Here is a 23,174-nt window from a genome sequence, read left to right as displayed (position 1 = left end):
GGGAGAGCAACTGTGTTCCAAGTCAAGCGCTAATCAGGCTAGCGCGGGCTGTGGATAAGAGGGCTGCCAAGCGGTGCCGGACTTGATGACGGCGTTGATGATGGTGAGCAGCTTGTGCATGCAGGCGGTCAGCGCCACCTTCTTAGGCTTGCCCGCTTGCACCAGTCGTTCGTAGAAGCTCCTGAGGACAGGGTCATAACGCACAGCGCTGAGCGAAGCCATGTACAGCGCCGAACGGACATTGGCCCGTCCACCCCAGGTGGAGCGCCGACCCTTGAATGTGCCGCTGTCGTTGTTCAACGGCGCCACACCCACGAGTTTGGCGATCTCGCGTCGCTTGAGTTGGCCGAGTTCGGGCAGCGCAGCCATCAGCATCGCTTGTGTGCCTGGCCCCACTCCCTTGAGCCCTTTGAGCAACTCCAGCTTGTCCTTGAAGTGCTCCTTCAGGAAGCCGCCCGCATCGTCATCGATCTTTCCGATTTGGTGGTCCAGCATCTTCAGAATGGTGCGAATGCTCTTGCGCTGCGACGCGTGCATGCTCGCCAATCGGTTGTGCTCAGCCACCCGCATGGCCACGAGCTGACTGCGCCGCGTCACCATGGCTAGCAGTGTCTCCTGCGCGTCCGTGGGCAGTTTGTAGAGCAGTCGCTCGCGCCGGTCGCTGGCATGCAGCGTGCGCGCAAACTGCGACAGCATCTTCGCGTCCGTGCGGTCCGTCTTGGCCAGGTAGCCCATCGCTTTGGCGAAGTCATGCGCCTGGCGCGGATTGATCACCATGACGGCCAAACCATGCGCGCACAGCATCGCCGCCGCCGGCTGCTCCAGCCCACCGGTGGCTTCCAGCAGAACGACTCCCACGCGCTCGCGCATCTCAGTGAGCATCGCCAACAGCGACTTCAAACCGGGCTCATCGTTGCTGAAGGTCTGCGTCTTGTCCCTGTCATTCAAGGCCACCTCAAGCGTGGCTTTGGAAACATCGATACCAACAAAAATCAGTTCAGGTGCGCCTGCCATTTCCCATCCTTGCAAATTCGAGGTCCGAGCACGCCAGTGCATGTCGGCCGTCCAGCAACTGTTCGGGCTTGCTCAACAGACGGCCAGTCGTCCACGCCAAATGCTCTCCCACGGGCTAGGTATCCCAGAGGGCAGACGGGCTGTGGACAACTGCCAAAACAAACCTGTGTGTACTCTCAAAACGAAAGATACAAGGGTGTAAGAACGAGCGATCGCTGCCGGGTATGACTCCCTCGCCCGCTTGCGGGAGAGGGTTGGGGTGAGGGCCAGCGGCCGAGGCAGTACGGCAGCCCTTTCTTCCCCCTCTCCCGCTTGCGGGAGAGGGAGGGGTGAGGGCCAGCGGCCGAGGCAGTACGGCAGCCCTTTCTTTCCCCCTCTCCCGCTTGCGGGAGAGGGAGGGGTGAGGGCCAGCGGCGGTGGCAGTGCAGGAGCGCCGTGTTCACCGGATCGCTTCAGGCGCGTGGTCCTGCAGCATCCGCCTCGCAACGATGACCCGCATGATCTCGTTCGTGCCTTCGAGGATCTGGTGCACGCGCGCGTCGCGCAGATAGCGCTCCAGCGGGTACTCGCGGATGTAGCCGTAACCGCCGTGGATCTGCAGCGCCTCGTTGCACACGCCGAAGCCGATGTCCGTCGCCAGCCGCTTGGCCATCGCGCAGTACACCTGCGCGTCGGGCGACTTCGCGTCCAGCTTGGACGCGGCCAGCCGCACCATCTGCCGCGCGGCGACCAGCTCGGTGGCCATGTCGGCGAGCTTGAACTGCAGCGCCTGCATGTCCGCCAACGCCCGCCCGAACTGTCGCCTCTCGTGCATGTAACGCTGCGCCGCGGTCAACGCGCCCTGCGCCGCGCCCACCGAGCAGGTCGCGATATTGATGCGGCCGCCGTCCAGCCCCTGCATCGCGATGCGAAAGCCCTGCCCTTCCTCACCGAGCAACTGCGCCGCCGGCACGCGCACCCCATCGAAGGCGATCGCGCGCGTGGGCTGGCTGTTCCAGCCCATCTTGTCCTCCTTGCGGCCGTACTCGATGCCTGCGGCATCGGCCTCGACGAGGAAGGCGGAGATGCCATCCGCGCCCGCCCCGCCGGTGCGCGCCATCACGACCAGCACGTCGGTCGCGCCCGCGCCGGAGATGAAGGCCTTGCCACCGTCGAGCACGTACGCATCGCCATCGCGCCGCGCCGTCGTGCGCAGCGATGCCGCATCCGACCCCGCGCCCGGCTCGGTGAGGCAGTAGGACGCCAGCTTGCTCCCTGCGCAGAGCGCCGGCCCCCATTGCGCGGCGACCTCGGGCCGCGCGAACGCCGTCACCATCCACGTCGCCATGTTGTGGATGCTCAGGAACGCCGTCGTCGACGGGCAGGCCGCGGCCAGCTCCTCGAAGACCAGCGTCGCGTCCAGCCGCGGCAGGCCGAGACCGCCCGCCGCCTCTTCCGCGTAGAGCCCGCAAAAGCCCAGCTCGCCCGCATGCCGCAGCGTGTCGCGCGGGAAGATCCCGCCCGCGTCCCACGCCGCCGCATGCGGCGCCATCTCGTCGTGCGCGAAGTCCCGCGCCGCCTGCTGGAAGGCCCGCTGCTGCTCGTTCAACTCGAAGTCCATGGGCGGCTCCGCCTCACTTCAGGCTGATCGTCGTGTTGACGCCGCCAGTGGACGCGTCGTCGAACCAGCGCGCCGTCACCGTCTTCGTCTGCGTGTAGAAGAGCACCACCTGCTTGCCGTAGGGCCCCAGGTCGCCCAGCTTGGACGCGCGCGATCCCGTGAACGAAAACAGCGGCACCGGCACTGGAATCGGCACGTTGATGCCGACCTGACCCACGTCGATCTCGTCCTCGAAGCGCCGCGCCGCCGCGCCGGACTGCGTGAACAGCGCCGTGCCGTTGCCGTTCGGGTTGGCGTTGATCATCGCGATCGCCTCGTCGAGCGTCGCCGCCTCCGCGACACACAGCACCGGGCCGAAGACCTCCTGCTCATAGATGCTCATGCCGGGCTTCACGCCGCTGAACACCGTCGGGCCGACGAAGTTACCCTCCTTCAGTTGACCGCTCAGCGGCGGCAGCCGGCCATCGAGCGCCAACGTCGCGCCGTCCTCGATGCCACACGCGATGAGCTGCTCCACCCGGTCCCGCGCCGCGCACGAGATCAGCGGCCCCACGTCCGTCGTCGCCGAATCGCCGGCGCCGACGCTCAGGCCCCTGGCCTTCTCGATCAGCTCGGGCAGCCAGTCGCGCGCCGCGCCGACCAGCACCGCCACCGACACCGCCATGCAGCGCTGCCCCGCCGCGCCGAAGGCGGCGCCCACCAGCGCGTTCAGCGCCTGCTCCTTGTGCGCATCGGGCAGCACGACGGCGTGGTTCTTCGCGCCCATCATGCATTGCACGCGCTTTCCGGCCTTCGTGGCGCGGTCGTGCACCAGCGTGCCCACGCGCGTCGATCCGACGAAGGACACCGCGCGGATGTCCGCGTGGTCGCACAGCGCGTTGACCACGTCCTCGCCGCCATGCACGACGTTGAGCACGCCCTTGGGGATGCCGGCCTCCAGCGCCAGCTCGACCAGCCGCATCGTCACCATCGGATCTTGCTCCGAGGGCTTGAGCACGAAGGTGTTGCCGCAAGCGATCGCCATCGGGAACATCCACAGCGGGATCATCGCGGGGAAGTTGAACGGCGTGATGCCGGCGCACACGCCCAGCGGCTGCAGCAGCGTGTAGGTGTCGACGCCACCCGCCACGTTGTGCGCGCGCTCGCCCATCTGCAGCGAGCCGATGTTGGCCGCATGCTCCACCACCTCCAGGCCGCGGAACACGTCGCCCTCGGCATCGGCCAGCGTCTTGCCCTGCTCCGCCGTCAGCGTGGTGGCCAGCGACTTGAGGTGATCGCGGATCAGCTGCTGGTACTTGAGGAAGATGCGGGCGCGCACGCCGATCGGCGTCTTGCGCCAGGTCTTGAAGGCCTCGCGCGCGGCGGCGATGGCGGCCTCGACCTCGCCGGGCGTGGCCATCGGCACGCGCGCCAGGCGCTGCTGCGTCGCGGGGTTGATCACGTCGCGCCATTCGGCGCTGCGGGATTGAACGAACTCGCCGTTGATCAACAGCGGAATGCGCGGCACATCGTCGCGGGTCATCGTGTCTCCTGGTGCTCCCCTCGGTCAGGGGCTCCAGAAGAATCTATCGGCGAACGGCCCGCGCGGCGCGCCCGCGCCCCGCTGTGAAAAGGAAAAGTGGCGAAGCGCTTCGCAGCCCGGCGACCTGTCCCGCGAAGTTTGCGAATCAGCGGACCGCGCAGCGGGTCGCGCCACGCATGACGCTCAATCGGCCAGGCGCCTCAGCTCATCGAGGAATCGCGCCGCCGCCACGTCCGACGGCCACGGCTCCCACGGCGTGCCGCCGTACAGCGCCTGCAAGGGATCGGTGCCCAGCACGGGATGCGTGATGCCGAGCACCTCGCGCACTTCGCGCTCGGACCAGCCGGTGCAGTGCACGGCCTCGGTCGCGGCGGCGATGCTGTCGGCGCGTTTGTGCAGCGCATGGGTGTCCGGCGTCCAGTCCGGCATCCGGTAGCGCGTGGCGATGGCCTGCATCAGCCGGTCGCCGACGATGCGGAAGGGCTCGCCCAGCACGCGCTTGAGCGGCGAGATGCAATCGAAGCCGAGGAAGCCTTCCTCGGCGTCATGCAGCAGTTCAGCGCGTTGCAGTGCGAGGGAGAGCGGCGCGCCGGCTTCCTGCGCCCATTGGCGCCGCAGCGCCAGCACGAGCAGCGAGTGCTGCGCGACGGACAACGGCCAGGGCCAGATGGATTCGCCGCCCCAGCGGTAGGTGCGCGCCAGGCGCAGCGCGAGGTCCTGGTCGGTCCAGGCCTGTGGCGAGGGATTGATCAGGTCGAGCGCCGCCCCGGAGGGTAGGCGGATCCAGGCGCGGGGATGGTCGGTCATGCGGCAGACTGTAGCGAGCCGCCCCGGCCAGGATTGGCAGCAGCGGGCGCTGGCCCACGTCGCCCCGCCCCGCGGCCGTCCCTCGCGCCCGCGGCGCGACCCCGCGTTTCCCCTCGATGCCGGAACCGGCATCAACGGCCCTGCCGATTTCATTGGTGCGGCCAGCGCCCGCTTCCTAGCATCCTCCGCGGGTCCGAAAACCGCCGCGGCACGACCCGCGGCGGCGCGGACCCGGTCACGACAACCACAAGACCGGAGACAAGACATGACCTTCGCCTTCCCGCGCCAATCGCGTGGTCTCACGCACGGCCTCACGCGCCGACTCGCGCGCGGCCTCCTCGCGCTGGGCGCCGCCGCGCTGGCCACCGCCGCGGCCGCCGCGCCCTGGACCCTGAGCGGCTCGCTCGGCACGCACGATCCCAACATCTACAAGACCAGCACGACCTGGTGGATCTTCGAGACCACCGACAACAACGGCATCGGCGTGAAGTTCTCCAGCGACGGCCACGCGTGGACGCAGGGCGTGCCGATCTTCGGTAGCGGCCTGTCCTGGTGGCAGCAGTACGTGGCCGCCGGCAAGCCGGCCCAGGTCTGGGCGCCCGGCTGCGGCGAATGGGGCTCGATGGGCTACTGCTACTACGCGGTGTCGAGCTTCGGCTCGCAGAAGTCGGCGATCGGGCTGACGACCTCCGCCGGCGGCATCGCGGCCGGCAAGTGGGTGGACCAGGGGGCGGTGATCACGTCGGCGCCCGGCGACAACTTCAACGCGATCGACCCGGCGCTGGCCAAGACGACGAGCGGCAGTCCCTATCTGGTCTACGGCTCGTTCTGGAACGGCATCTTCATCCGCCCGGTCAGCAGCACCACGCTGAAACCCTCGGGCACGCCGGTCAACATCGCGCGCGACAACGTCAACGGCATCGAGAACGGCTTCGTGATCTCGCATGCGACGAACGGGACGACCTGGTACTACCTCTTCGCGTCCAAGAACGCCTGCTGCAAGGGCGCGGACAGCACCTACCGCATCGTCGTCGGGCGATCGAGCTCGATCACCGGGCCCTACGTCGACAAGGCCGGCGTGGCGCTGATGTCGGGCGGCGGCACGGTGCTGGCGTCCAGCGGCTCGCGCTTCAAGGGACCGGGCGGGCAGTCGCTGCTGGCCGACGGGTCGGTCATCGCCTGGCATGCCTACGACGCGCAGAACAACGGCGCGCCGGTGCTGTTCATCAACAACGTGACCTGGGGCTCGGACGGGTGGCCGCAGCCCGTGTGGTGAGCGTCCGCCGCGTCGCGGTCCTCGCGGCGGTGCTGGGGGCGCTGGCCGGGCTCGCGGTCGGCTCGCTCGTCGGCCCTGGCCGCGAGCCCGTCACGCTGGCCCAGCTTCTCGCTCCACCGACGACGGCGCGGCCAGAGCGCGCGGATCCCGCCTTCGCGGCGGGCGCCGCCTCGGCGCCCCGGCTCGCGCCGCTGCCGGCCGGCGCCGACGGCCGCGCCGACCTCGGCGCGCTGCTGCGCGCCCCGCTGTCGGAACTCCGCACCAGCGTGTTGACCGCGCTGCGGCACCGGTCGGAAGGCGGGTGGCTGTACGCGCGTGCGCTGGCTCGGCAGTGCTCGGTGCTGGAGATGGTCGAGATGCGCGATCGCCTGGTGCCCGCCGCCTTCCAACCGGCGATCGACCTGAACCAGCCGGTCGCGCAGCACGCGATGGCGCTGCGCGACCAGCTCGCGGCCGGTTGCTCGCAGCTGCAGCCGGACGAGTTGCGCGAGGCGATGAACGTGCCGCCGGGCGCGATCGATCCGCTGATCGCGGTGATGGATCAACCGGCCCGCCCCGGCAGCGCGCAGGCCCGGGAGCGCCTGGCGGCCATCCTGTCGCGACCGGACCCGTTGATGCTCGCCGAGCTCGGCCCCAGCCTGCTGGCGCGCGACGGCGAGGCCATCGTCTTCGACGGCAAGCGCATCGACGGCGATGAACGCCAGTTGCTGGAGGGCGCAGCGGTCCTGCTGCCCTGCTCGCTCGGGCTGGTCTGTGACGGCCAAGACGTGATCGTCTGGGGGCCTTGCCTCATCGATGGCACGTGCAAGGCGTCGTCCCGCGAGGACTTCGTGATGAACGGCCTACAGGCCAGCGAGCATCCGGAGCGTCGCGCGGCAGTGCTCGCCTGGGTGGAGCGGCTGCGCGCCGCGGTCGTCGCGCGCGACGTGGATCGCTTCCTCAAGCCGCCGACATGAGCGCCGGCCCATTCGCCGCTTGAGCGCCGGCCCAGGCGGCGGTGTCCGCGTGCTCAGGCGGCGGCGGTCCCGGCCGCCGAGGCCCCGACCAGCTCGCAGAAGCGCGCCAGGTCGACATTGCCGCCGCTGATGACGATGCCGATGCGCTGGCCCTGGAGCTGATCCTTCATCGCCTGCACCGCGGCGAAGCCCAGGCAGCCGGTCGGCTCGACCATCATCTTCATGCGCGTCGCGAAGAAGCCCATCGCCTCGACCAGCGCGGCATCCGGGACGGTGACGACGTCATCGACCAGGCGCCGGATCAGCGCGAAGGTCAGGTCGCCGAGCTGCTGCGTCTGGACGCCGTCGGCGATGGTGCGCGGCGTGTCGATGTGGACCAGCTTGCCGCTGCGGAAGGACTGCTGGCCGTCGTTGCCCGCATCGGGCTCGACGCCATAGACCTTCGCAGCCGGCGACAGCGCGCGCACCGCCAGCGCCGTGCCCGACAGCAGCCCGCCGCCGCCCAGCGGCGTGAACACGGCGCCCAGCGGGCCGACTTCCTCGATCAGCTCCTTCGCCGCGGTGCCCTGGCCGCTGATCACGTCGGCGTGGTCGTAGGGCGGGATCAGCGTCAGGCCATGCTTCTCCGCCAGGTCGCGGCCGATCTGCTGGCGGTCCTCGGTGTAGCGGTCGTAGAGGACAACCTCGCCGCCGTAGCCGCGTGTCGCGGCGATCTTCGCGGCGGGTGCGTCCTTGGGCATCACGATGGTGGACGGCATGCCCAGCAGACGCGCCGACAGCGCGATCGCCTGCGCATGGTTGCCCGAGGAGAAGGCCACCACGCCGCGCCGGCGCTGCTCGGGCGTGAAGCGCGACAGCGCGTTGAACGCGCCGCGGAACTTGAAGGCGCCCATGCGCTGGAAGTTCTCGCACTTGAAGAAGACACTGGCGCCCAGCCGCTCATCGACGGTGCGAGACGTGAGCACCGGCGTGCGGTGCGCCTGGCCCTCGATGCGGCGGGCGGCGGCCTCGACGTCGTCGAAGCTGGGGAGATTCAGCGGCGCGTCGGCGGATGCGGGGGCGGATACGGGGGCGGACACGGAGGCGGGCGGCATGGCGGGCGTGGCGGTCAATCTCGGCTCCTGGTCGATGGGACGCGCCATCATGCCTGCGCGCTGTACCGCAACAGGCTCAGGCCTGCCATACACCGTAGCCGGCCTCGCGCAGGCCGATGGCCAGTTCCACCTCCATTTCGCGCGCGGCCTCGTAGGGCATCGGGTTGTAGACCTCATAGAGCCGCGGCAGCAGGCGCAGGCCGTAATCGAAGACGAAGCGGTTGGCCTGGATGCCGGCCTTGTGCTTGTCGAAGCGCAGGTCGGGATCGAGGCCCGTCATGCCGACGTAGACGAAGGGCATGCCCAGCCGGTAGTCCGGGTTGGCCTTGCGAAAGCGCGGCTCGTTCCAGACCTGGTCCGCGAGCTCGACGACGTAGACGTGGTGGTGATGGCGCTTCTCGCGCGGCGCCTTGGGTGCAGCGGCCGCCTTCACCTTCCTGGCGGGCGCGGCCTCGCCGCCTGCCGCCACAATCGCCTTCTTCTTCCGTTTCCCCACGCCTTCCGCCATGCCCTTGTCCTCTTACCTCTCCACCTCGCCGGACGTTGCCGAGCGCGTGTTCATCCACGACTCCGCGCAGGTGATCGGCGACGTGACGATCGGCCCCGAAAGCTCGGTCTGGTGCAACACCGTGCTGCGCGGCGACGTGAACCGGATTGTCATCGGCACCGGCAGCAACATCCAGGACTTCGCGATGGGGCATGTCTCGCACAAGTCCGCGAAGAAGCCGGAGGGCTCGCCGCTGATCATCGGCGACCACGTGACGGTGGGGCATTCGGTGATCCTGCATGGCTGCCGCATCGGCAACGAGTGCCTGATCGGCATGGGCTCGATCGTGATGGACGACGTGGTCGTCGAGGACCGCGTGATGATCGGCGCCGGCAGCCTGGTGTCGCCGGGAAAGGTGCTCAAGAGCGGCCACCTCTACGTCGGCCGGCCAGCGGTCGCGGTGCGCGAGCTGACGGCCGAGGAGATCGCCTACCTGAAGTACTCCGCCGAGCATTACATCCGGGTCAAGGACAACTACCTGGGCGGCTGAATACGGCGCCTGCACTCGCGCGCGCAGCGGCGCAGCGGCGCAGCGGCGCCGGCATGGATATATCGCGACGCGATGCATATATGTCGTGACGCGACATATACTCGCGGCTTTTTCGCGCCGTCGACGACATGCCGCCCTCCTCCCGGACGCCTTCCAAGAAGGACTTCGAGTCCCTGTCGGACTTCCGCTACCAGATGCGCCGTTTCGAGCGCTTCTCCGAACGCGCCGCGCAGGCGGAAGGCCTGACGCCGCAGCAGTACCTGGTGCTGCTGCACATCAAGGGCCAGCCCGGTCGCGAATGGGCGACCGTGGGCGACATCGCCGAGCGGCTGCAGGTGCAGCCCCATGCGGCGGTGACGCTGGTCACGCGCTGTGAAGCGCTGTCGCTGGTCGAGCGCCGTCCGAGCGAGGCCGATCGGCGCCAGGTCGAGGTGCATCTGCTGCCCGAGGGCCAGCGGCTGCTGGAGCGCCTGGCGGCGCTGCACCGCGCTGAACTGCGCTCGCTCAAGGGCGTGTTCAAGGTGCCGCAGATCGACCTTCCGGAGCAGCCATGAACGCACACGCCAGGTCCGGAGCCCCGGCCGCACGCCACGCGCGCAAGCCGCATCGCGGCGATTTCTCGCTCGACGCGCGGCTGCTGCGCATCACCGCGATGGCCATCGGCATCGGCGCGCTGAGCACCGTGGCGGCGCGCGTGCTGCTCGACCTGATCCGCTTCTTCACCAACCTGTTCTTCTTCCAGAGCTTCTCGCTGGCGGAGCGCTCGCCGGCCACGCACACACTGGGCGCTTGGGTGATCGTGGTGCCGGTGATCGGTGGCCTGATCGTCGGACTGGTGGCGCGCTACGGCTCGGAGAAGATCCGCGGCCACGGCATCCCGGAGGCGATCGAGGCGATCCTGTTCGGCAAGAGCCGCATGTCGCCGAAGGTCGCGGTGCTCAAGCCGCTGTCCTCGGGCATCGTGATCGGCAGCGGCGGGCCTTTCGGCGCCGAGGGGCCGATCATCATGACCGGCGGCGCCATCGGCTCGCTGATCGCGCAGCACTTCCACCTGACGGCGGCCGAACGCAAGGCGCTGCTGGTGGCGGGCGCCACCGCGGGGATGACGGCGGTGTTCGGGACGCCGGTGGCGGCGGTGCTGCTGGCGGTCGAACTGCTGCTCTTCGAGTTGCGCCCGCGCAGCCTGCTGCCGGTGGCCGTGGCCTGCGCGGCGGCGGGCTTCCTGCGCCCGCTGCTGATGGAGCCCGGGCCGCTGTTCCCGCTCCAGACGCTGGTCCCCGGCCCGATGACGCTGGTGTGGTGCGTGGTCGCGGGCGTGCTGTGCGGGGCGCTGTCGGCTTCGCTGTCGCTGTCGCTCTACAAGGTCGAGGACGCGTTCGGGCGGCTTCCGATCCACTGGATGTGGTGGCCGGCGATCGGTGGCCTGGCCGTCGGCATCGGCGGCTGGCTGCAGCCGCGCGCGCTCGGCGTGGGCTACGACGTGATCGGCGACCTGCTCAACAACCGGCTCGCGCTGGGCGTGGCGGTCGCGCTGCTGGCGGTCAAGGCGGTGATCTGGGTGATCTCGCTGGCATCCGGCACCTCGGGCGGCGTGCTCGCGCCGCTGCTGATGATGGGCGCCGGACTGGGCGTGGTGCTGTCGCATGTGTTCCCGGGCAATGATCCGATGCTGTGGCCGATGGTCTGCATGGCCGCGACGCTCGGCGGCACGATGCGGGCGCCGCTCACGGCGACGCTGTTCGCGTTCGGGCTCACGCACGACAGCAATGCGCTGCTGCCGCTGCTGACGACCTCGGCGGTGGCCTACGGCTTCACGGTGCTGACGATGCGCCGGTCCATCCTCACGGAGAAGATCGCCCGGCGCGGGTATCACATCTATCGCGAGTACGGCGTCGATCCGCTCGAGCGGCACAGCGTCGATGAAGTGATGACGCGCGAGGTGCAAACCCTCGATGCGCGTTCGACGATCCAGGAGGCGCTGGCCGAGCGCTTCGGGCCGGGGCAGGCGCATCGCGGGTTCCCGGTGCTGCGCGACGGCGCGGTGGTGGGCGTTGCGGATCGCGCGCTGCTGGCCGCGGACGAGTCGAGGCCGGCGCTCACGGTCGGCGAGGCCTGTGCCGGTGCGCCGGTCCAGTTCGCGCTGCCCACAGACAACTGCCGCGCGGTGGCGACGCGGATGGCGCGGCACCGGCTCGAGCGACTGCCGGTGGTGCAGGATGCCGAGTCGATGGCGCTGGTGGGCATGGTGACGCGCAGCGACCTGATCAAGCCCTCGCTGGCCCATTTCGACGAGGAAGAAAAGCGCGAGCGACTGCGCGGGCTGCCGTGGAGGTCGGGCTGAGGCGTCAAGGCGCCTTCGCTTCGCGGCCGCTGGATGGCAAGCCGCATGCCGGACAGGGGATGCTGGCTGTCGCTCGAATCGGTCCGGCGTGTCCCTGCAATCGCCGATGCGCGTGATGGCCCGAAGGGGGCGCCTCGCCTAATGTTTCGGCGGCAGCCTTGCTGCCGACACATAGAACAGGGAGACCACCATGACATCGCTGCTTTCGCGGGCGCTGATGCGCCTGTGCGCCTGCGCCGTTTTCGGATTGACCGCCAGCGCGCCGGCTGCCGCCGAGGAATTCCGCTACGTCTACCTCGGCAACACCATCCCGATGCACTTCTCGCATTTCCGGTTGCCTCCGGACTCGCCCTACTTCGACTACACGACCACGGGGCGGATCGTCGTGGAGCTGATCGACGACGCGCCGCTGACCGCGGGCACCTCGCTGAGCGACGTGAGCTGGTTCCGGCTCTCGGTACAGGCGGCGATGGATCCCGGCCATCACTTCTCGATCGAGACGCCCTTGGTGCCAGGCGGCGAGGTCTGCTGCTCCGTCTGGCACGAGTTGAGCGGTGACCTGAAGATCAACAGCGTCGACGCCAACGGCCTGCCCACGGACTGGAACATCTGGCTGCGGGACTACTGGATTCTTCCCACCGGCCGCCACGACGAGACCGGGATCACGAGCTCGACGGGCCGGGACGGCTTCATCGCCGGCAATGAGGATGGCTTCGCCGCCGGGGGCTCGGGTCCGGGCGGCGGCACCTGGCTGGCGATGCCGATCCCGGAGCCGTCGACTTACGCGCTGATGATCGCGGGCGTGGGACTGCTGGCCGCCATCGCGAGACGGCGGTCACGCGCGGGCTAGGTTCTCGGCGGCCGCGAAGCGCCGTTCGCGGCCATGGCGCTCGAAGCGGAACGGGTCGACCGTCAGGGGGCGTAGAACCGGGCGAGATCGATCATGAATCCGTCGGGGTCGCGGAGCGCGAACCGGCCGTCGCGGACCACGAGTCCAGCGTCGCGGGCCAGCGACTGGTCGAGGCGCAGCTCGAGCACCACCACCAGGTCGGAGCCGGCGGTGCGGGGCGCGATCTTCTTCTTTTCGTCGACCATGACCGGATTGCCGGTGGCGATCACGGCGCCGTTCCAGATCGCTTCCTTCACCGCCTTCGTCTCTTGGGTGCACGCGTCGGCGACCGACGGCGCGCCGGGGTCGGCCGGGTCGACGAGATCCTCGGTGATGCGCTCGCGACGGGTCACCGCGTCGCGGCAGACGTCGACGAGGTTGCCGAGCTGCGTGACCGCAGGCGCCGCGACGCTGGGCGGCAGCGCGGCGAGCACCGCACCGAGGATCGACTTGGGATACGCGTCGTACGCATTCTTGCGATCACCGACGCCGCCGTGCTGGTGCCGGCGCAGGTAGGCGCGGGCCGCGACCACGTGGGCGAGGAGGCCGGTGACGCCCTTCAAGGTCGGCGCCGCCGTCGCGAGCCGCTGCGCGACCACCGGGTACGTGCGCCGCCCGATGGTGGTGCTGAAGAGCTGCTCGTTCCTGGCCGGGTCCGCGAGCTGGGCGACGGTGACGTCGAGGTTGGCCTGCGCGTTGCCGTAGAAGTCGCCGATGGCGGGCACCCCGGCGTCGCGGGCGATGAAGATGCCGACCTCGCCCTCCGGCGGTACCGCCCAGGCCTGGCCGAGGTCGCTGCCGATGTCGGTCAGCTTGACGAAGCAGGGCACCGCCTTGCAGCGCTTGGTCACGCTGGTGAAGAGCGCCTGCGTGATCTCGAGCAGGCGGGCCCAGGTCTTCGCGTCGTCGTGCCGCACGGGCGCGGTCTGGATCTCCAGCTCCTGCATCTTCAGGCTCTCGGTCGACATGAAGACGTCGGGCGTGAGGCAGTAGAGCTTGCCGTCGACGCAGAACCTGGTGTCGCTGCGGACCCCGTAGGGGACGTAGGCGCCGTCGCGCAAGACCCGGAGGCCGAGGGCGCCATGCGCGACCTCCATGCCCCACTCGATGCCGACGCCGGAGTCGGCGCGAGCGGAGGGTGCAGCGACGAGCGATGCGACGAGCACGAGAGCGGCGAACAGCGATTGCGCGACGCCGGTGCGCGCGGCCGTGGTGTGGTCGTGATGGCGGATCATGATCTTCCTCGTGAGGATGGTGTGGCGGGCGGGCTCACTATGCGCATCCATTCCCCATCCGAGGATCGGTCGGCTACCGTCCATGGACGGTGCGGATTGCTGAGGGGCCTGCAATACTCTCCCGCATGTCTCCCAGCGCCGATCAGCCCTCCCTCTTCGACGACTTCGATCCGCCCGCCGGCGCCCTGCCCGGCGGCATGCGTTATCAGTCCGCTTTCCTGTCGCCCGACGAGGAGCACGCGCTGATCGCGCTCATCGGCACGCTGCCGCTTGAAGCGGCGCAGTACAAGCAATACACCGCGCGCCGCCGTGTCGTCAGCTATGGCGGCAGCTTCGACTACGACGCCAACCGCCTGCGCCCCGCGCAGCCGCTGATCGAAGCGCTGCATCCCCTTCGCGAGCGCGTCGCGCAATGGGCGGGGATCGCGCCGGAAGCCCTCGTTCACACGTTGGTGGCCGAATACGCGCCCGGTACGCCGCTCGGCTGGCACCGCGACGTGCCGGACTTCGAGGACGTGTTCGGCGTGTCGCTCGGCGCTCCGGCAACGCTGCGATTCCGCCCCTACCCGCCCGATGCGCCCAAGCGCGCCGACGTCCTCAAGCTCACCGTCGAGCCGCGATCGATCTACGCACTGCGCGGTCCTTCGCGCTGGGCGTGGCAACACAGCGTCGCGCCGGTCGAGCGGCTGCGGTGGTCGATCACGTTCCGGACCGCGCGAGCGAAGTGATCGATGAACACGGGGCCTGCGTCGATGGCCCCGCGGGACACCGGTCCTTGACAACGCGAGAGATGTCCGCGCCGGATCACACGCTTTGAAGGCTGCTGATGGGGTCGGCTCGCGCGGCGAGGCGGGCGGGATACACGCCCGCCGCGAGGCCGCAAACCGCGGCCAGCAGTGCGGGCATCACGAGGGTCGCGAAAGAGAGCGCAAGCTCGTAGCCCACCACCTTCAACGTGAGCGCGGCCAGGCCGACGCCGAGCGCCAGGCCCGCCATGCCGCCCACGAGGCAGATCGCCACACTCTCGACCATGAACTGCACCGTGATGTCGAGTGGCGCGGCACCCAGCGCCACGCGCAGTCCGATCTCGCGCCGACGCTCGGCCACCGCGGCGAGCATGACATTGGCGATGCCCAGCGAACTGACCAGCAGCGACACGCCGCCGACGAGCGCGAGAAAACCTGTGTACAGCGCGATCTGCTGCCGGCGCACCTCGCTCACCTGCCATGCGCCCGAAGCCGCCACGCTGATCGGGCGGTCCCCGAACAGGCGGCTGAGCCGGGCCACGATGTGGTCGGCGGCCGCTCGGGCCGGCAAGTTGTCGCGCAGCTTGACGAGCCCGCTGATGGGCTCGCGCAGGAGCGTGAGCTGCCCCGCCGCGGCGTCGTTGAGCAGCAGCGCGTGGTCGATGCGCAGCGCCTCGATGATCTCGGTGCCTGGGTGCGGTGCGAGCACCCCGGCCACACGGAAGCTCTTGCCGCAGAGCATCACCGATCCGCCCACCCCCGCCTCCGGCTGCGCCTCGCGCAGACGCCTCCACGCCTGCGCGCCCGCGACGATGGCCGGCCCCGTCTGGGCAGCGTCCAGCAGTGTTCCCTGAGCCGGCCGCAGCGCAAGAAGCGGCTGTATCGCGGTCTCGATGCGATGGGCTTCGTAGTCGCCCATCGGCTCGCCGTGCGGGCACGATTGCAAGCGCTCGAAGGTGGCCAGCCCCGCGACCTCGGGCATGGTGCGCAGCACGTTCCAGAGGGTGCGGCTGTCGTCGTCGGGGATGGGCAAGGGAAGTTCCGTGTAGGTGCCATTGGGTGCCGTGACGCTCACACTCGACGTGATCGCGAGCGCGACCACGTCGGCGCCCAGACTGTCGAGCGACTTTCTCAGGCGGGCGTCGATGCTGTGACCGAGGATCAGCATCGAGGTGATCGAGGCGATACCGATCGCCACACCGATCACCGCCAGCGCGATGCGCATGCGGCTGTGACGAAGGTGCTGCGCCGCGAACCGTGCGCCCAGCAGCACGGCGCGCAGCAGGTGCGCGAGGCGGCCCGGAGCGGTGTCAGCGGACATCTGATTCGATGCGGCCGTCGCGCAGCGCGACGCGTCGGTCGAGTCGCTCGGCGACGCTCATGTCGTGCGTCACGATGACCAGGGTGATGGCCTGTTCGTCGCACAGGCCGAGCATGAGATCGAGCACGGTCCGGCCGGTGTCGGAGTCGAGTGCGCCGGTCGGTTCGTCGGCCAGCAGCAGGCGCGGCTCGCTGGCGAGTGCGCGGGCGATCGCCACGCGCTGCCGCTCGCCACCCGACAGCTCCACAGGCCGATGGCCGCGCCGATGGTTCAGCCCCACCGCGCCGAGGTAGTGCTGCGTGCGGCGCTTGCGCTCGGCGGCGCTCAAACCGCCATAGAGCAGCGGCAGCTCCACGTTGCGCTCGGCACTCAAGGTGTCGAGCAGATGGAACTGCTGGAAAACGAAACCGATACACCGGTTGCGCATGAAGGCGAGGTGCTCCGCCGATCCCTCCGCCATGTCGCGACCCTCGAAGCGATGCGTGCCGGCGCTCGACCGGTCGAGCAGCCCGATGACATTCATGAGCGTCGACTTGCCGCAGCCCGAAGGACCGACGACCGCCACACGCTCGCGACGATGCAGCGAAAGATCAATGCCGCGCAGCGCATGCACCGCTGAATCGGCATGCGCGTAGGTCTTGCATACGCCGCGCAATTCAACGAGCGGCGCCGCATCGCCCGACCGTGCAGTCATCGTGATTCCTCGGTGTCGCCAAACAGGCGTTGCAGCAGACCGGGCCGCTCGGACGCACCGCTTGGCTGCCCGGTGGCCGGTACCCAGACCTCCTCACCGATGTGCACCCCCGCGCTGACGAAGGCCCGCTCGGTGTCAGCGCGTGAGAGCTTCAGCGTCCGTTGCTCCACGAGGCCCGATGCCGCTCTCACGCGAGCCACCGCACCCCCACCGTCACCGGTCCACTGCAGCGCAGCGAGCGGCAGCGGCACCAGCGCCTCAGCGCCGGGCCGGGGAATCTGCACGCGGGCCACGGTGCCCAGGCGCAATGCCGTCGTCTGCTCGGCGCTCAGGCTTGTACCTTCGGCTGGCAGGCGGACCTCCACCTCGAACTCAGGAGGCGCCAGCGGACCACCCGCGGTTCGCGCGAGCGCAGCCACGCGGTACACCGTCGCAGCGATCGGCTGGTCCCGCAGCACGGAGAAATCGACGCGGGCCGGCAGGCCCTTGGCCAGCCAGCGCACGTCGGCCTGACCCGCCTGCACGCGCACGATGTAGGACGAGGTGTCGCCGATCGTCATCACCGCCTCGTTGCCGTTGACCGGCGCGCCGTCCTTCAACTCGGGGACGGGTCCGCCACCATCGCGGCCCTCGGCCCGCACCGGATACATCACGACCCCGCCAATCGGCGCGGTGAGCGCGAGCTGCCTGGCACGCGCCTGCAGGTCGGCCAGGCGTGCCTTGGCGTTGGCGCGATCAAGGGCGCGCGCGCGCAACTGCCCCGGCAACCACTGGCGTTCGACACGCCGCAGTTCCTCGGCGGCCTCTTCCATCGTGTTGGCCAGCGTCTCGACCTCGCGGCGTGCCTGATCGAACTCATTGCGGGCGATGTAGCCCTTGTCCAGCAGCAAGCGCGACTCGGCCTCGCGCCCTCGTGCGGATTCAAGCTCGCGCAATGCCGCCTGATGGCGGCGCTGCGCGGCCCGCAGGTCCGCCGAGGCGCGGGGATTGGCATCGGCCTCGGCTTCCGGCTCCAGCCGCAGCATCGCGGCTTCGGCCTCGCGCAACTGCGTGGCCAGATCGGCGCTGTGCACATGGGCAAGCGGCTGCCCCGCGATCACGCGGTCGCCCCATGCCACGGCCACGTCCTGCAGACGGCCCATCGCGGGCGGCGTGATGTCCATCGAACGCAGCGGCATCAGCGCGCCCTGGAGCGTCAGCGCACTGCCTCCGTCGGTCGCCTCCACCCGCTGCCAGTGACCGCTGCCTGGCGCATCTTCGGAGGCTTCGTCCTCCGAAGTGACGCAGCGCACCACCGCGAGCAGCATCGAGGCGGCGATCAACAGGGCCAGGCCCCTGAACAGCCGACGAAGCGTGAGACCTGCGCGCATCCTGGATCCTTCAAGCGCCGGGATCATGGTTGCCCTTGCGACCAGCGGTCGACCTGCGCCTGCAGGCCCACGGCCTCGAGCAGGTGGCCGGTGGCCTTGAAGACGCCCAGCCGCGCCGTCAACACCTCGAACTGGCTTTGCAGCAGTTGCACCCGTGAGCTTGTCATTGCCTGCTGTGCCACGGAGAGCTCGAGCGCACTCGTGCGCCCGAGGCGGAAGCGGTCCAGCTCCGCGTCATGACGTTGACGCGCCACTTCGATGTTGGTCTGCGTCAACGCGAACTGTTGCGCCGCGAACTGCTGTTGTCGCACCGCATCGATCGCGGCGGCGCGGGCGTTGCGCTCGGCATCTCGCAGCTCGATCTCGACACGGCGCAACGCCACCTCGGCCGACGAGCGCGCATGGCGCAACTCGGAGCGATCGAGCTCGATCGAGGTGCTGAGGCCCACGGTCGTGCTGCCGCGGCCCATCCTGTCGGGGCTGGTGCGCGATAGATTGCGCGAAACGTCGAGCTGCAGCGGCAGGCGCAGGTTGTCTTCGGCGACGCGCAGGCGCAGGCGCGCGTCTTCCAGCGACAGGCGAGCGCTGAGCACCGCGGCATCGGTCTGCAAGGCTTGCGCGACGGCCTGCGCTTCGTCGAGCGTGAGCGGGGGCAGCGCTTCATCGGGGCTGTCCGGGGTCGCGATGATCGTGCCTTCGTCAGGCGGCTCGAGGCCAATGGCATTCAGCAGCGCCCTCAGCGCCTGACGCTCGGCGTTGGTGCTCTGCGCAACCGCGATCTCCGCCTGCGCGACATCGGCACGGCTTTGCAGCCGGGCGACCGCGGCATTGCGCCCCACGTCGATCAGCGTGCGGGTCAGCTCGTCGACCCGGGTGGACGACTGCAGGCTCTCGCGGGCGACTTCCGCCTGAAGCTGCGCCATGCGGCGATCGAAATACAGCACCAGCGTCTGGTGCACCGCGTCGGCGGCGGCCTGCCGGAATGTGACGCGAGCCGCTTCGAGCGCCAGTTCCGTGCTGCGCAGCGAGGCCCCGTTGATCTCGTGGCCGCTGCCACGCAGCAGCGGCAAGGCCAGGGCGATCGTGACGCCGCGCCCGCCCGTGTAGCCCAGCGCGGATTGGCGTTGACGGTCACCGTCGAGTTGGGCGGTCAGCGTCAGGCCCGAGGGCATCTTCCAGTTGACCGCAAGTCCGCCTCGGTTGGAGATCGTGCTGTTCGGTGCCGTGGCCGTTGCCGATGTCGTCACCCGTTGCGACGCGAACGTGACGGCAGCCTTGGGTCGGAACTCGCCGCGCGCGACGTCGAGCAGGTAGCGCCACTGCAGCATGAGATCGGCCACCCGCGCCTGGAACGTGCCGCCCTGCTCCAGCGTGAGGCGGGCGGCTTCCAGCGCGCCGATGCGTTGCACGGGCGCGTCCGCCGCCGCCATGGCCGACGCAGCGGCGAGCAGGAGTCCCGCCGCCACGCTGCTGTCGATCCAGGCGGCATTCATGGCTTGGCCTTCTGCGCGGTGATGCGCAGTTCGAGTTGATCGCATAACGCGATGACCGCAGCGCGGCCATCTCCTCGCTCAAGGGCTCTGACGATGGCGCGGTGCTGCTCGGCGATCTCGCCACGCACCGTCTGCGCCTCGAAGGCGCCCCGCAATGCGCTGTTCGCCAGCACATCCGCCAGGCGGAACAGCGGTGCGAGCTCGCCTGTTTCGCAGCGGCCCTGCAACTCGGTATGGAACTCGCGGTCGATGATCACGAACGCTGGCAGGTCGTACGCCACTTTCTGCATCTCTGCCAACACCCCGAGACGCCGTGCGGCGGTCGTTTCGAAACGGCACTGCCCATCGTCGATCCCCACGATGGACGTGAGACGCCGGACACGCAGCAGGACTCGCTGCGCCTCATCCATGTCTGAATCGGAGGGGGTGGCGCCAGACCGCAGCCGAATGCCGGTGACGACGGTGCGTTTGCCATGACTGATGCGGACCACGCCGTCCCGCTTGAGCATGTTGAGCGCCATGCGCAACGATCCCCGTGCGGTCTCGAAGACGCGACTGAGGTCACGCTCGGAGGGCAGCGCGTCGCCGACGCACAGCATGCCGTCACCGATCAGCTCAGCGATGCTGTTGTGCGCATGCTCCGCTGCGCGAAGGGAACCGGGGAAAGGAGCGGTCGTAGGCGTTCGCTCGAGCATCACTGGTCTTTTCCATTTCGTGATTGACCGTATGCGCAAAAGCATAGAAGGCGAGCGACATGGGTTCATTGGTGGTAGCCACATTCACCGACCTCGTGGCGATTCGGTGATGTCTTTCCTTCAAGAGCCGTGTTTCCCCTAGTGGGAACCAGTTTGCGGCGATTGTTAGCTTTCGCATCCACAGGGAGCAGCACGTTGAGGCCTGCGATCGCCGCCTCAATCAATACCGGAGACAACAAGCATGAAAAGCATCATCAGAAAGACCCTCGCCGCCGCTGCGGCCTTGTCCAGTGCCATGACCCCGATGGCCTCGCAATTCACCGCGGTTTCGGCCGCGCGCCTCGGCACCGTGGCGGCAATGGGGTCGATCGCCGCGATGGCGCCTTCAGCCGCTTACGCGCAATCGGGCAAGCGCATGTGCGGCACGGTGTGGGACGGCTTGCGACCCGGTGGCAGCCGACAGGGCCTGGTCTCCGTGGGCATGGAGGTCAGCAAATATGACTTCGTCACCTGCCCGGCCCTCATCGTCGGCTGGATCGCTCTCACGTCCCTGCCGAGGGGTGTTCAGGGCTTCGCGCAGAGCGTGTTCAACAACAGCGCCGGAGTGGGCACCGGTCTCATTGGGAACATCCGCCTCAATGAGACCTGCGAGAGCTTCTCTCGACGAGTGCAGGCCAACACGGGCGACGTCTGCCTGCGCATGACGGACTACAAGCTCTACGCCTTCGTCAAGATCTACGGTGGCATTTTCTCGATGGGCCGCGTCTGATCGGAGACTGACCCTGCAATCGCCGCGGCGGCGCATCCAACGCCCCGCGGCATCTTTCTCTCTTGACCACGACGTAAGGCGCCACGATGGAATCTGCACAATGGACGACGGTCGCTCTCGATGTGCGCGTGTTGCTCCTCAGCGTGCTGGGCTGCACGGTCATCGCATTCTTCCTCTCCACGTTGCTCTCAACGAGGCTATGCCGGCAGCCGCTCGGCCTGGGCGGCACGATGGTCTATGCATTGATCAGCACCGTGGCCTTCTTCTTCACGACGGCGGTCGTGGCCAGTCTGGCGCCCACCCAGAGCGGCACCTTGGTGGGACTGTTGCTTTGCCTGCTCATCACGCAATGGTTGCTCGCCAGGCGATTGCTGCCGAGGCTGCAGCGCCGCAACACGAAGTCACCGCCGGCAGGTGCACCCGCGGCATGGCGCATGGCACTCATCGGCTCATTGGCAAGCGCCGCAATGCTCGCGCTTGTCGGCTTCGCTCAAACGGCGTTCTTCTTTTCGCCGCCCGGCTAGTCCATTGACTCATTCACTCTCCGGACCGCGCGAGCGAAGTGATCGATGAACACGGGGCCTGCGTCGATGGCCCCACGCGACGCCGGTCCTTTGCATCAGGCCGCTTGACCGTCCTCGCGGCTCGCCCCCGCGCAACTTCCATGTCGGCGTCCAAGTGGCGACGCGCGCGGACCTCGAGCGCATCCATGCCGACATGCTGGCGGCTGACATCCGCATGGAGACGGAGCTGATCACGCATGTGGGCGGCTCGCGCTTCTTCTGCTGGATGCCGGGGGGCGTGATGCTCGAGGTCAATACCCGCGAGGACGCGGCAACGGAGTTCCGCGGGACGTTCGTGAGTCAGAGGGGTTGACGGGCGGTTGCTTGTGACACAGTAAGATTAGGCCCTTGCTCCGAGGCAACACGGGCCGGAACTTCAGGAAATTGAATCGTGCCAACCCCATCTCGACGCGGAAACAGTGAATGCAGTCACATTCGCAGCGTATTGGATCGAGTGGGGGACCGTTGGGGCTTGTTGGTGATATCGCGTCTTTTGGATCATCCAAAACGCTTTAACGAACTGCAGCAGGAACTCGAGGGAATCTCCCATCGCATGCTGACGTTGACGCTGAGACTGCTGGAACGTGAGGGGATTGTCTCCAGGAGTGCGCTCGCGACGAAACCTCCGGGAGTGGCGTACGGATTGACGCCGGTCGGCGAATCGCTCATTGAGCCTGTTCGAGCGCTTTCCCAATGGGCCCGGGATCATGGCGAGACAATTCGCGCGGCACGCCAACGCTTCGACAGCGCAGTACTGGCAAAGGCTGAAAGACCTGCACACCGCAGGCAGGCCTTCATGCAGACGTTTGACGCCCCTACTGATTTCCGGGAAAAATGAATCGCCCGCGCGGCGCTCCCAAGGTATCGGTGTACAAACGCGGCTGTTTGCCGTCGATGTCACGGATGCCGTATTCCACGCCCAGCTCAGCGGAGATCAACGTGGTTCCAGACCGCGTCAATTTGGCCTGGTCTCGCCACAGCCGCTCGATCACCAGACCAGTGAACTCCGGCGTCTCGAAGTTGGGAAGGTCCTCCACCAATTTCCGTGGAAGCAGCTCCCGCGAAATCGATTTGAGCATGTCGGTCAATACGAGCCCGGGCCAAATGGATACCGCCGTGACACGGTGCGGCCGAAGGTCCACGGCCATGTCGAATGTCATCTTGTCGTTGCCCGCTTTCGTCGCGCCATAGGCCGGTCCGTAGTGATACGAGACGGCCCCATAGAACGAAATATTGACGATCAAGGAATCACCCGTCTCGATCATCAGCGGTGCGGCATGGTGCGCCGCCACGTAGTTCGATCGGAGTCCTACGCTGATCATGTCCGCGAGGTCAAGCGGCTTTTCCCAGAAAGCTCCTGGAGCGCTCAAGGTTCTCGCATTGATCGCTGCGGCGTTGTTGATGAGTATGTCGAGCCGGTGGCTTTCCGCCTTGACACGATCAAACAGCAACCCGATCTGGGCATCGTCCGAGTGGTCGCAGACCACTGGTACTCCCTTTCCGCCGAAGCTGTCTATTTCTTGCGCGGCCGCCGATAGCTCATCCGCGGATCGCCCGGTCACATAGACCTTGAACCCGCGGGACCCGAGCGCTCGCGCGATGCCTCGGCCCAGGCCCCGGCTGGCACCGGTGACGACAGCAGTTTTTCCTTCCACTTCAAACGACGCGCGGTGATACGAACGTCCCGTTGTTGCACAGGCTCAGAAATTAGCAGCGCCAAACAACCCAGCCAATAACGCACATTCTTGTTCG

General features: G+C 68.3%; 24 protein-coding genes. 11 read left to right on the top strand and 13 right to left on the bottom strand.

Annotation, left to right across the window (positions count from 1 at the left end; translation table 11 throughout):
• Positions 1-33: 33 nt before the first annotated feature.
• The 4 genes from ACTJKJ_RS11605 to ACTJKJ_RS11590 all read right to left on the bottom strand — a co-directional run bounded on the left by ACTJKJ_RS11605 (position 34) and on the right by ACTJKJ_RS11590 (position 4,943).
• Positions 34-1,014 carry an IS110 family transposase gene (locus ACTJKJ_RS11605; protein ID WP_440819474.1) on the bottom strand — a complete coding sequence of 327 codons (981 nt, stop codon included), beginning with the start codon at positions 1,012-1,014 and terminating at the stop codon, positions 34-36.
• Positions 1,015-1,453: 439 nt separating this feature from the next.
• Positions 1,454-2,614, bottom strand: a complete 1,161-nt coding sequence (locus tag ACTJKJ_RS11600; RefSeq protein WP_440820518.1) for an acyl-CoA dehydrogenase family protein — start codon at positions 2,612-2,614, stop codon at positions 1,454-1,456.
• Between the two features lie 13 nt (positions 2,615-2,627).
• On the bottom strand, positions 2,628-4,136 hold the full coding sequence (locus ACTJKJ_RS11595; RefSeq protein ID WP_440820517.1) for a CoA-acylating methylmalonate-semialdehyde dehydrogenase: 1,509 nt from the start codon (positions 4,134-4,136) through the stop codon (positions 2,628-2,630).
• 183 nt (positions 4,137-4,319) lie between these two features.
• On the bottom strand, positions 4,320-4,943 hold the full coding sequence (locus ACTJKJ_RS11590; protein ID WP_343607909.1) for a phosphohydrolase: 624 nt from the start codon (positions 4,941-4,943) through the stop codon (positions 4,320-4,322).
• Positions 4,944-5,208: 265 nt separating this feature from the next.
• Between ACTJKJ_RS11590 and ACTJKJ_RS11585 the strand changes: the two genes are divergently transcribed.
• Complete coding sequence (locus ACTJKJ_RS11585) at positions 5,209-6,219, top strand: family 43 glycosylhydrolase (protein ID WP_440820516.1); 1,011 nt, start codon at positions 5,209-5,211, stop codon at positions 6,217-6,219.
• The gene (locus tag ACTJKJ_RS11580) at positions 6,216-7,175 is read left to right on the top strand and encodes a hypothetical protein (protein ID WP_440820515.1); all 960 of its coding nucleotides are present in this window, start codon (positions 6,216-6,218) and stop codon (positions 7,173-7,175) included. Before ACTJKJ_RS11585 ends, ACTJKJ_RS11580 begins: the two co-directional genes overlap by 4 nt.
• 53 nt (positions 7,176-7,228) lie before the next feature.
• Here the strand turns inward: ACTJKJ_RS11580 and ACTJKJ_RS11575 are convergent, their stop codons facing one another.
• The gene (locus ACTJKJ_RS11575; protein ID WP_440820525.1) at positions 7,229-8,269 is read right to left on the bottom strand and encodes a threo-3-hydroxy-L-aspartate ammonia-lyase; all 1,041 of its coding nucleotides are present in this window, start codon (positions 8,267-8,269) and stop codon (positions 7,229-7,231) included.
• A 76-nt stretch (positions 8,270-8,345) separates the two neighbouring features.
• Entirely contained in the window at positions 8,346-8,702 is a 357-nt protein-coding gene (locus ACTJKJ_RS11570; protein ID WP_440820524.1) for a hypothetical protein, read from the bottom strand.
• Positions 8,703-8,775: 73 nt separating this feature from the next.
• Here ACTJKJ_RS11570 and ACTJKJ_RS11565 point away from each other — a divergent pair, with 73 nt between their 5' ends.
• The 4 genes from ACTJKJ_RS11565 to ACTJKJ_RS11550 all read left to right on the top strand — a co-directional run bounded on the left by ACTJKJ_RS11565 (position 8,776) and on the right by ACTJKJ_RS11550 (position 12,497).
• On the top strand, positions 8,776-9,306 hold the full coding sequence (locus tag ACTJKJ_RS11565) for a gamma carbonic anhydrase family protein (RefSeq protein WP_440820514.1): 531 nt from the start codon (positions 8,776-8,778) through the stop codon (positions 9,304-9,306).
• Between the two features lie 128 nt (positions 9,307-9,434).
• Positions 9,435-9,860: a MarR family winged helix-turn-helix transcriptional regulator gene (locus ACTJKJ_RS11560; RefSeq protein WP_183480312.1), complete on the top strand. Its 426-nt coding sequence runs from the start codon at positions 9,435-9,437 to the stop codon at positions 9,858-9,860.
• Positions 9,857-11,647, top strand: a complete 1,791-nt coding sequence (locus ACTJKJ_RS11555) for a chloride channel protein (protein WP_440820513.1) — start codon at positions 9,857-9,859, stop codon at positions 11,645-11,647. The genes ACTJKJ_RS11560 and ACTJKJ_RS11555 overlap by 4 nt, the downstream gene beginning before the upstream one ends.
• Positions 11,648-11,837: 190 nt before the next feature.
• Positions 11,838-12,497: a PEP-CTERM sorting domain-containing protein gene (locus ACTJKJ_RS11550; RefSeq protein ID WP_297381753.1), complete on the top strand. Its 660-nt coding sequence runs from the start codon at positions 11,838-11,840 to the stop codon at positions 12,495-12,497.
• Between the two features lie 62 nt (positions 12,498-12,559).
• Here the strand turns inward: ACTJKJ_RS11550 and ACTJKJ_RS11545 are convergent, their stop codons facing one another.
• On the bottom strand, positions 12,560-13,771 hold the full coding sequence (locus tag ACTJKJ_RS11545; RefSeq protein ID WP_440820512.1) for a hypothetical protein: 1,212 nt from the start codon (positions 13,769-13,771) through the stop codon (positions 12,560-12,562).
• A gap of 125 nt (positions 13,772-13,896) precedes the next feature.
• Here ACTJKJ_RS11545 and ACTJKJ_RS11540 point away from each other — a divergent pair, with 125 nt between their 5' ends.
• Positions 13,897-14,499 carry an alpha-ketoglutarate-dependent dioxygenase AlkB gene (locus tag ACTJKJ_RS11540; protein ID WP_440820511.1) on the top strand — a complete coding sequence of 201 codons (603 nt, stop codon included), beginning with the start codon at positions 13,897-13,899 and terminating at the stop codon, positions 14,497-14,499.
• Between the two features lie 76 nt (positions 14,500-14,575).
• On the opposite strand, the gene ACTJKJ_RS11535 is transcribed toward ACTJKJ_RS11540, so the two are convergent.
• From ACTJKJ_RS11535 to ACTJKJ_RS11515, 5 genes are read right to left on the bottom strand one after another with little or no spacing between them, the layout of a single operon-like run.
• A complete protein-coding gene (locus ACTJKJ_RS11535) occupies positions 14,576-15,838 on the bottom strand; it encodes an ABC transporter permease (protein ID WP_440820510.1) in 1,263 nt (420 codons plus the stop codon).
• Positions 15,828-16,532, bottom strand: a complete 705-nt coding sequence (locus ACTJKJ_RS11530) for an ABC transporter ATP-binding protein (protein ID WP_440820509.1) — start codon at positions 16,530-16,532, stop codon at positions 15,828-15,830. Before ACTJKJ_RS11530 ends, ACTJKJ_RS11535 begins: the two co-directional genes overlap by 11 nt.
• The gene (locus tag ACTJKJ_RS11525) at positions 16,529-17,902 is read right to left on the bottom strand and encodes an efflux RND transporter periplasmic adaptor subunit (protein WP_440820508.1); all 1,374 of its coding nucleotides are present in this window, start codon (positions 17,900-17,902) and stop codon (positions 16,529-16,531) included. The genes ACTJKJ_RS11530 and ACTJKJ_RS11525 overlap by 4 nt, the downstream gene beginning before the upstream one ends.
• A 23-nt stretch (positions 17,903-17,925) precedes the next feature.
• Complete coding sequence (locus ACTJKJ_RS11520) at positions 17,926-19,395, bottom strand: TolC family protein (RefSeq protein ID WP_440820507.1); 1,470 nt, start codon at positions 19,393-19,395, stop codon at positions 17,926-17,928.
• Entirely contained in the window at positions 19,392-20,090 is a 699-nt protein-coding gene (locus ACTJKJ_RS11515; protein WP_440820506.1) for a FadR/GntR family transcriptional regulator, read from the bottom strand. The genes ACTJKJ_RS11520 and ACTJKJ_RS11515 overlap by 4 nt, the downstream gene beginning before the upstream one ends.
• Positions 20,091-20,331: 241 nt before the next feature.
• On the opposite strand from ACTJKJ_RS11515, the gene ACTJKJ_RS11510 reads away from it, so the two are divergent.
• The 4 genes from ACTJKJ_RS11510 to ACTJKJ_RS11495 all read left to right on the top strand — a co-directional run bounded on the left by ACTJKJ_RS11510 (position 20,332) and on the right by ACTJKJ_RS11495 (position 22,260).
• Positions 20,332-20,859 carry a hypothetical protein gene (locus tag ACTJKJ_RS11510; RefSeq protein WP_297381766.1) on the top strand — a complete coding sequence of 176 codons (528 nt, stop codon included), beginning with the start codon at positions 20,332-20,334 and terminating at the stop codon, positions 20,857-20,859.
• An 86-nt stretch (positions 20,860-20,945) separates the two neighbouring features.
• A complete protein-coding gene (locus ACTJKJ_RS11505) occupies positions 20,946-21,383 on the top strand; it encodes a hypothetical protein (protein ID WP_297381767.1) in 438 nt (145 codons plus the stop codon).
• A 58-nt stretch (positions 21,384-21,441) separates the two neighbouring features.
• Positions 21,442-21,735: a VOC family protein gene (locus tag ACTJKJ_RS11500; protein WP_440820523.1), complete on the top strand. Its 294-nt coding sequence runs from the start codon at positions 21,442-21,444 to the stop codon at positions 21,733-21,735.
• A gap of 78 nt (positions 21,736-21,813) precedes the next feature.
• Positions 21,814-22,260, top strand: a complete 447-nt coding sequence (locus ACTJKJ_RS11495; RefSeq protein ID WP_440820505.1) for a winged helix-turn-helix transcriptional regulator — start codon at positions 21,814-21,816, stop codon at positions 22,258-22,260.
• Here ACTJKJ_RS11495 and ACTJKJ_RS11490 read toward each other — a convergent pair.
• A complete protein-coding gene (locus tag ACTJKJ_RS11490; protein ID WP_297381769.1) occupies positions 22,238-23,077 on the bottom strand; it encodes an SDR family NAD(P)-dependent oxidoreductase in 840 nt (279 codons plus the stop codon). The two genes, ACTJKJ_RS11495 and ACTJKJ_RS11490, sit on opposite strands and share 23 nt — an antisense overlap.
• Between the last annotated feature and the right edge of the window lie 97 nt (positions 23,078-23,174).

It is taken from the genome of Roseateles sp. 22389 (assembly GCF_052044995.1).
In the GTDB taxonomy this organism is placed as follows: domain Bacteria; phylum Pseudomonadota; class Gammaproteobacteria; order Burkholderiales; family Burkholderiaceae_C; genus Roseateles.
Note: the sequence above shows the minus strand (reverse complement) of the source record. Positions and strands in the feature narration are given on the sequence as shown.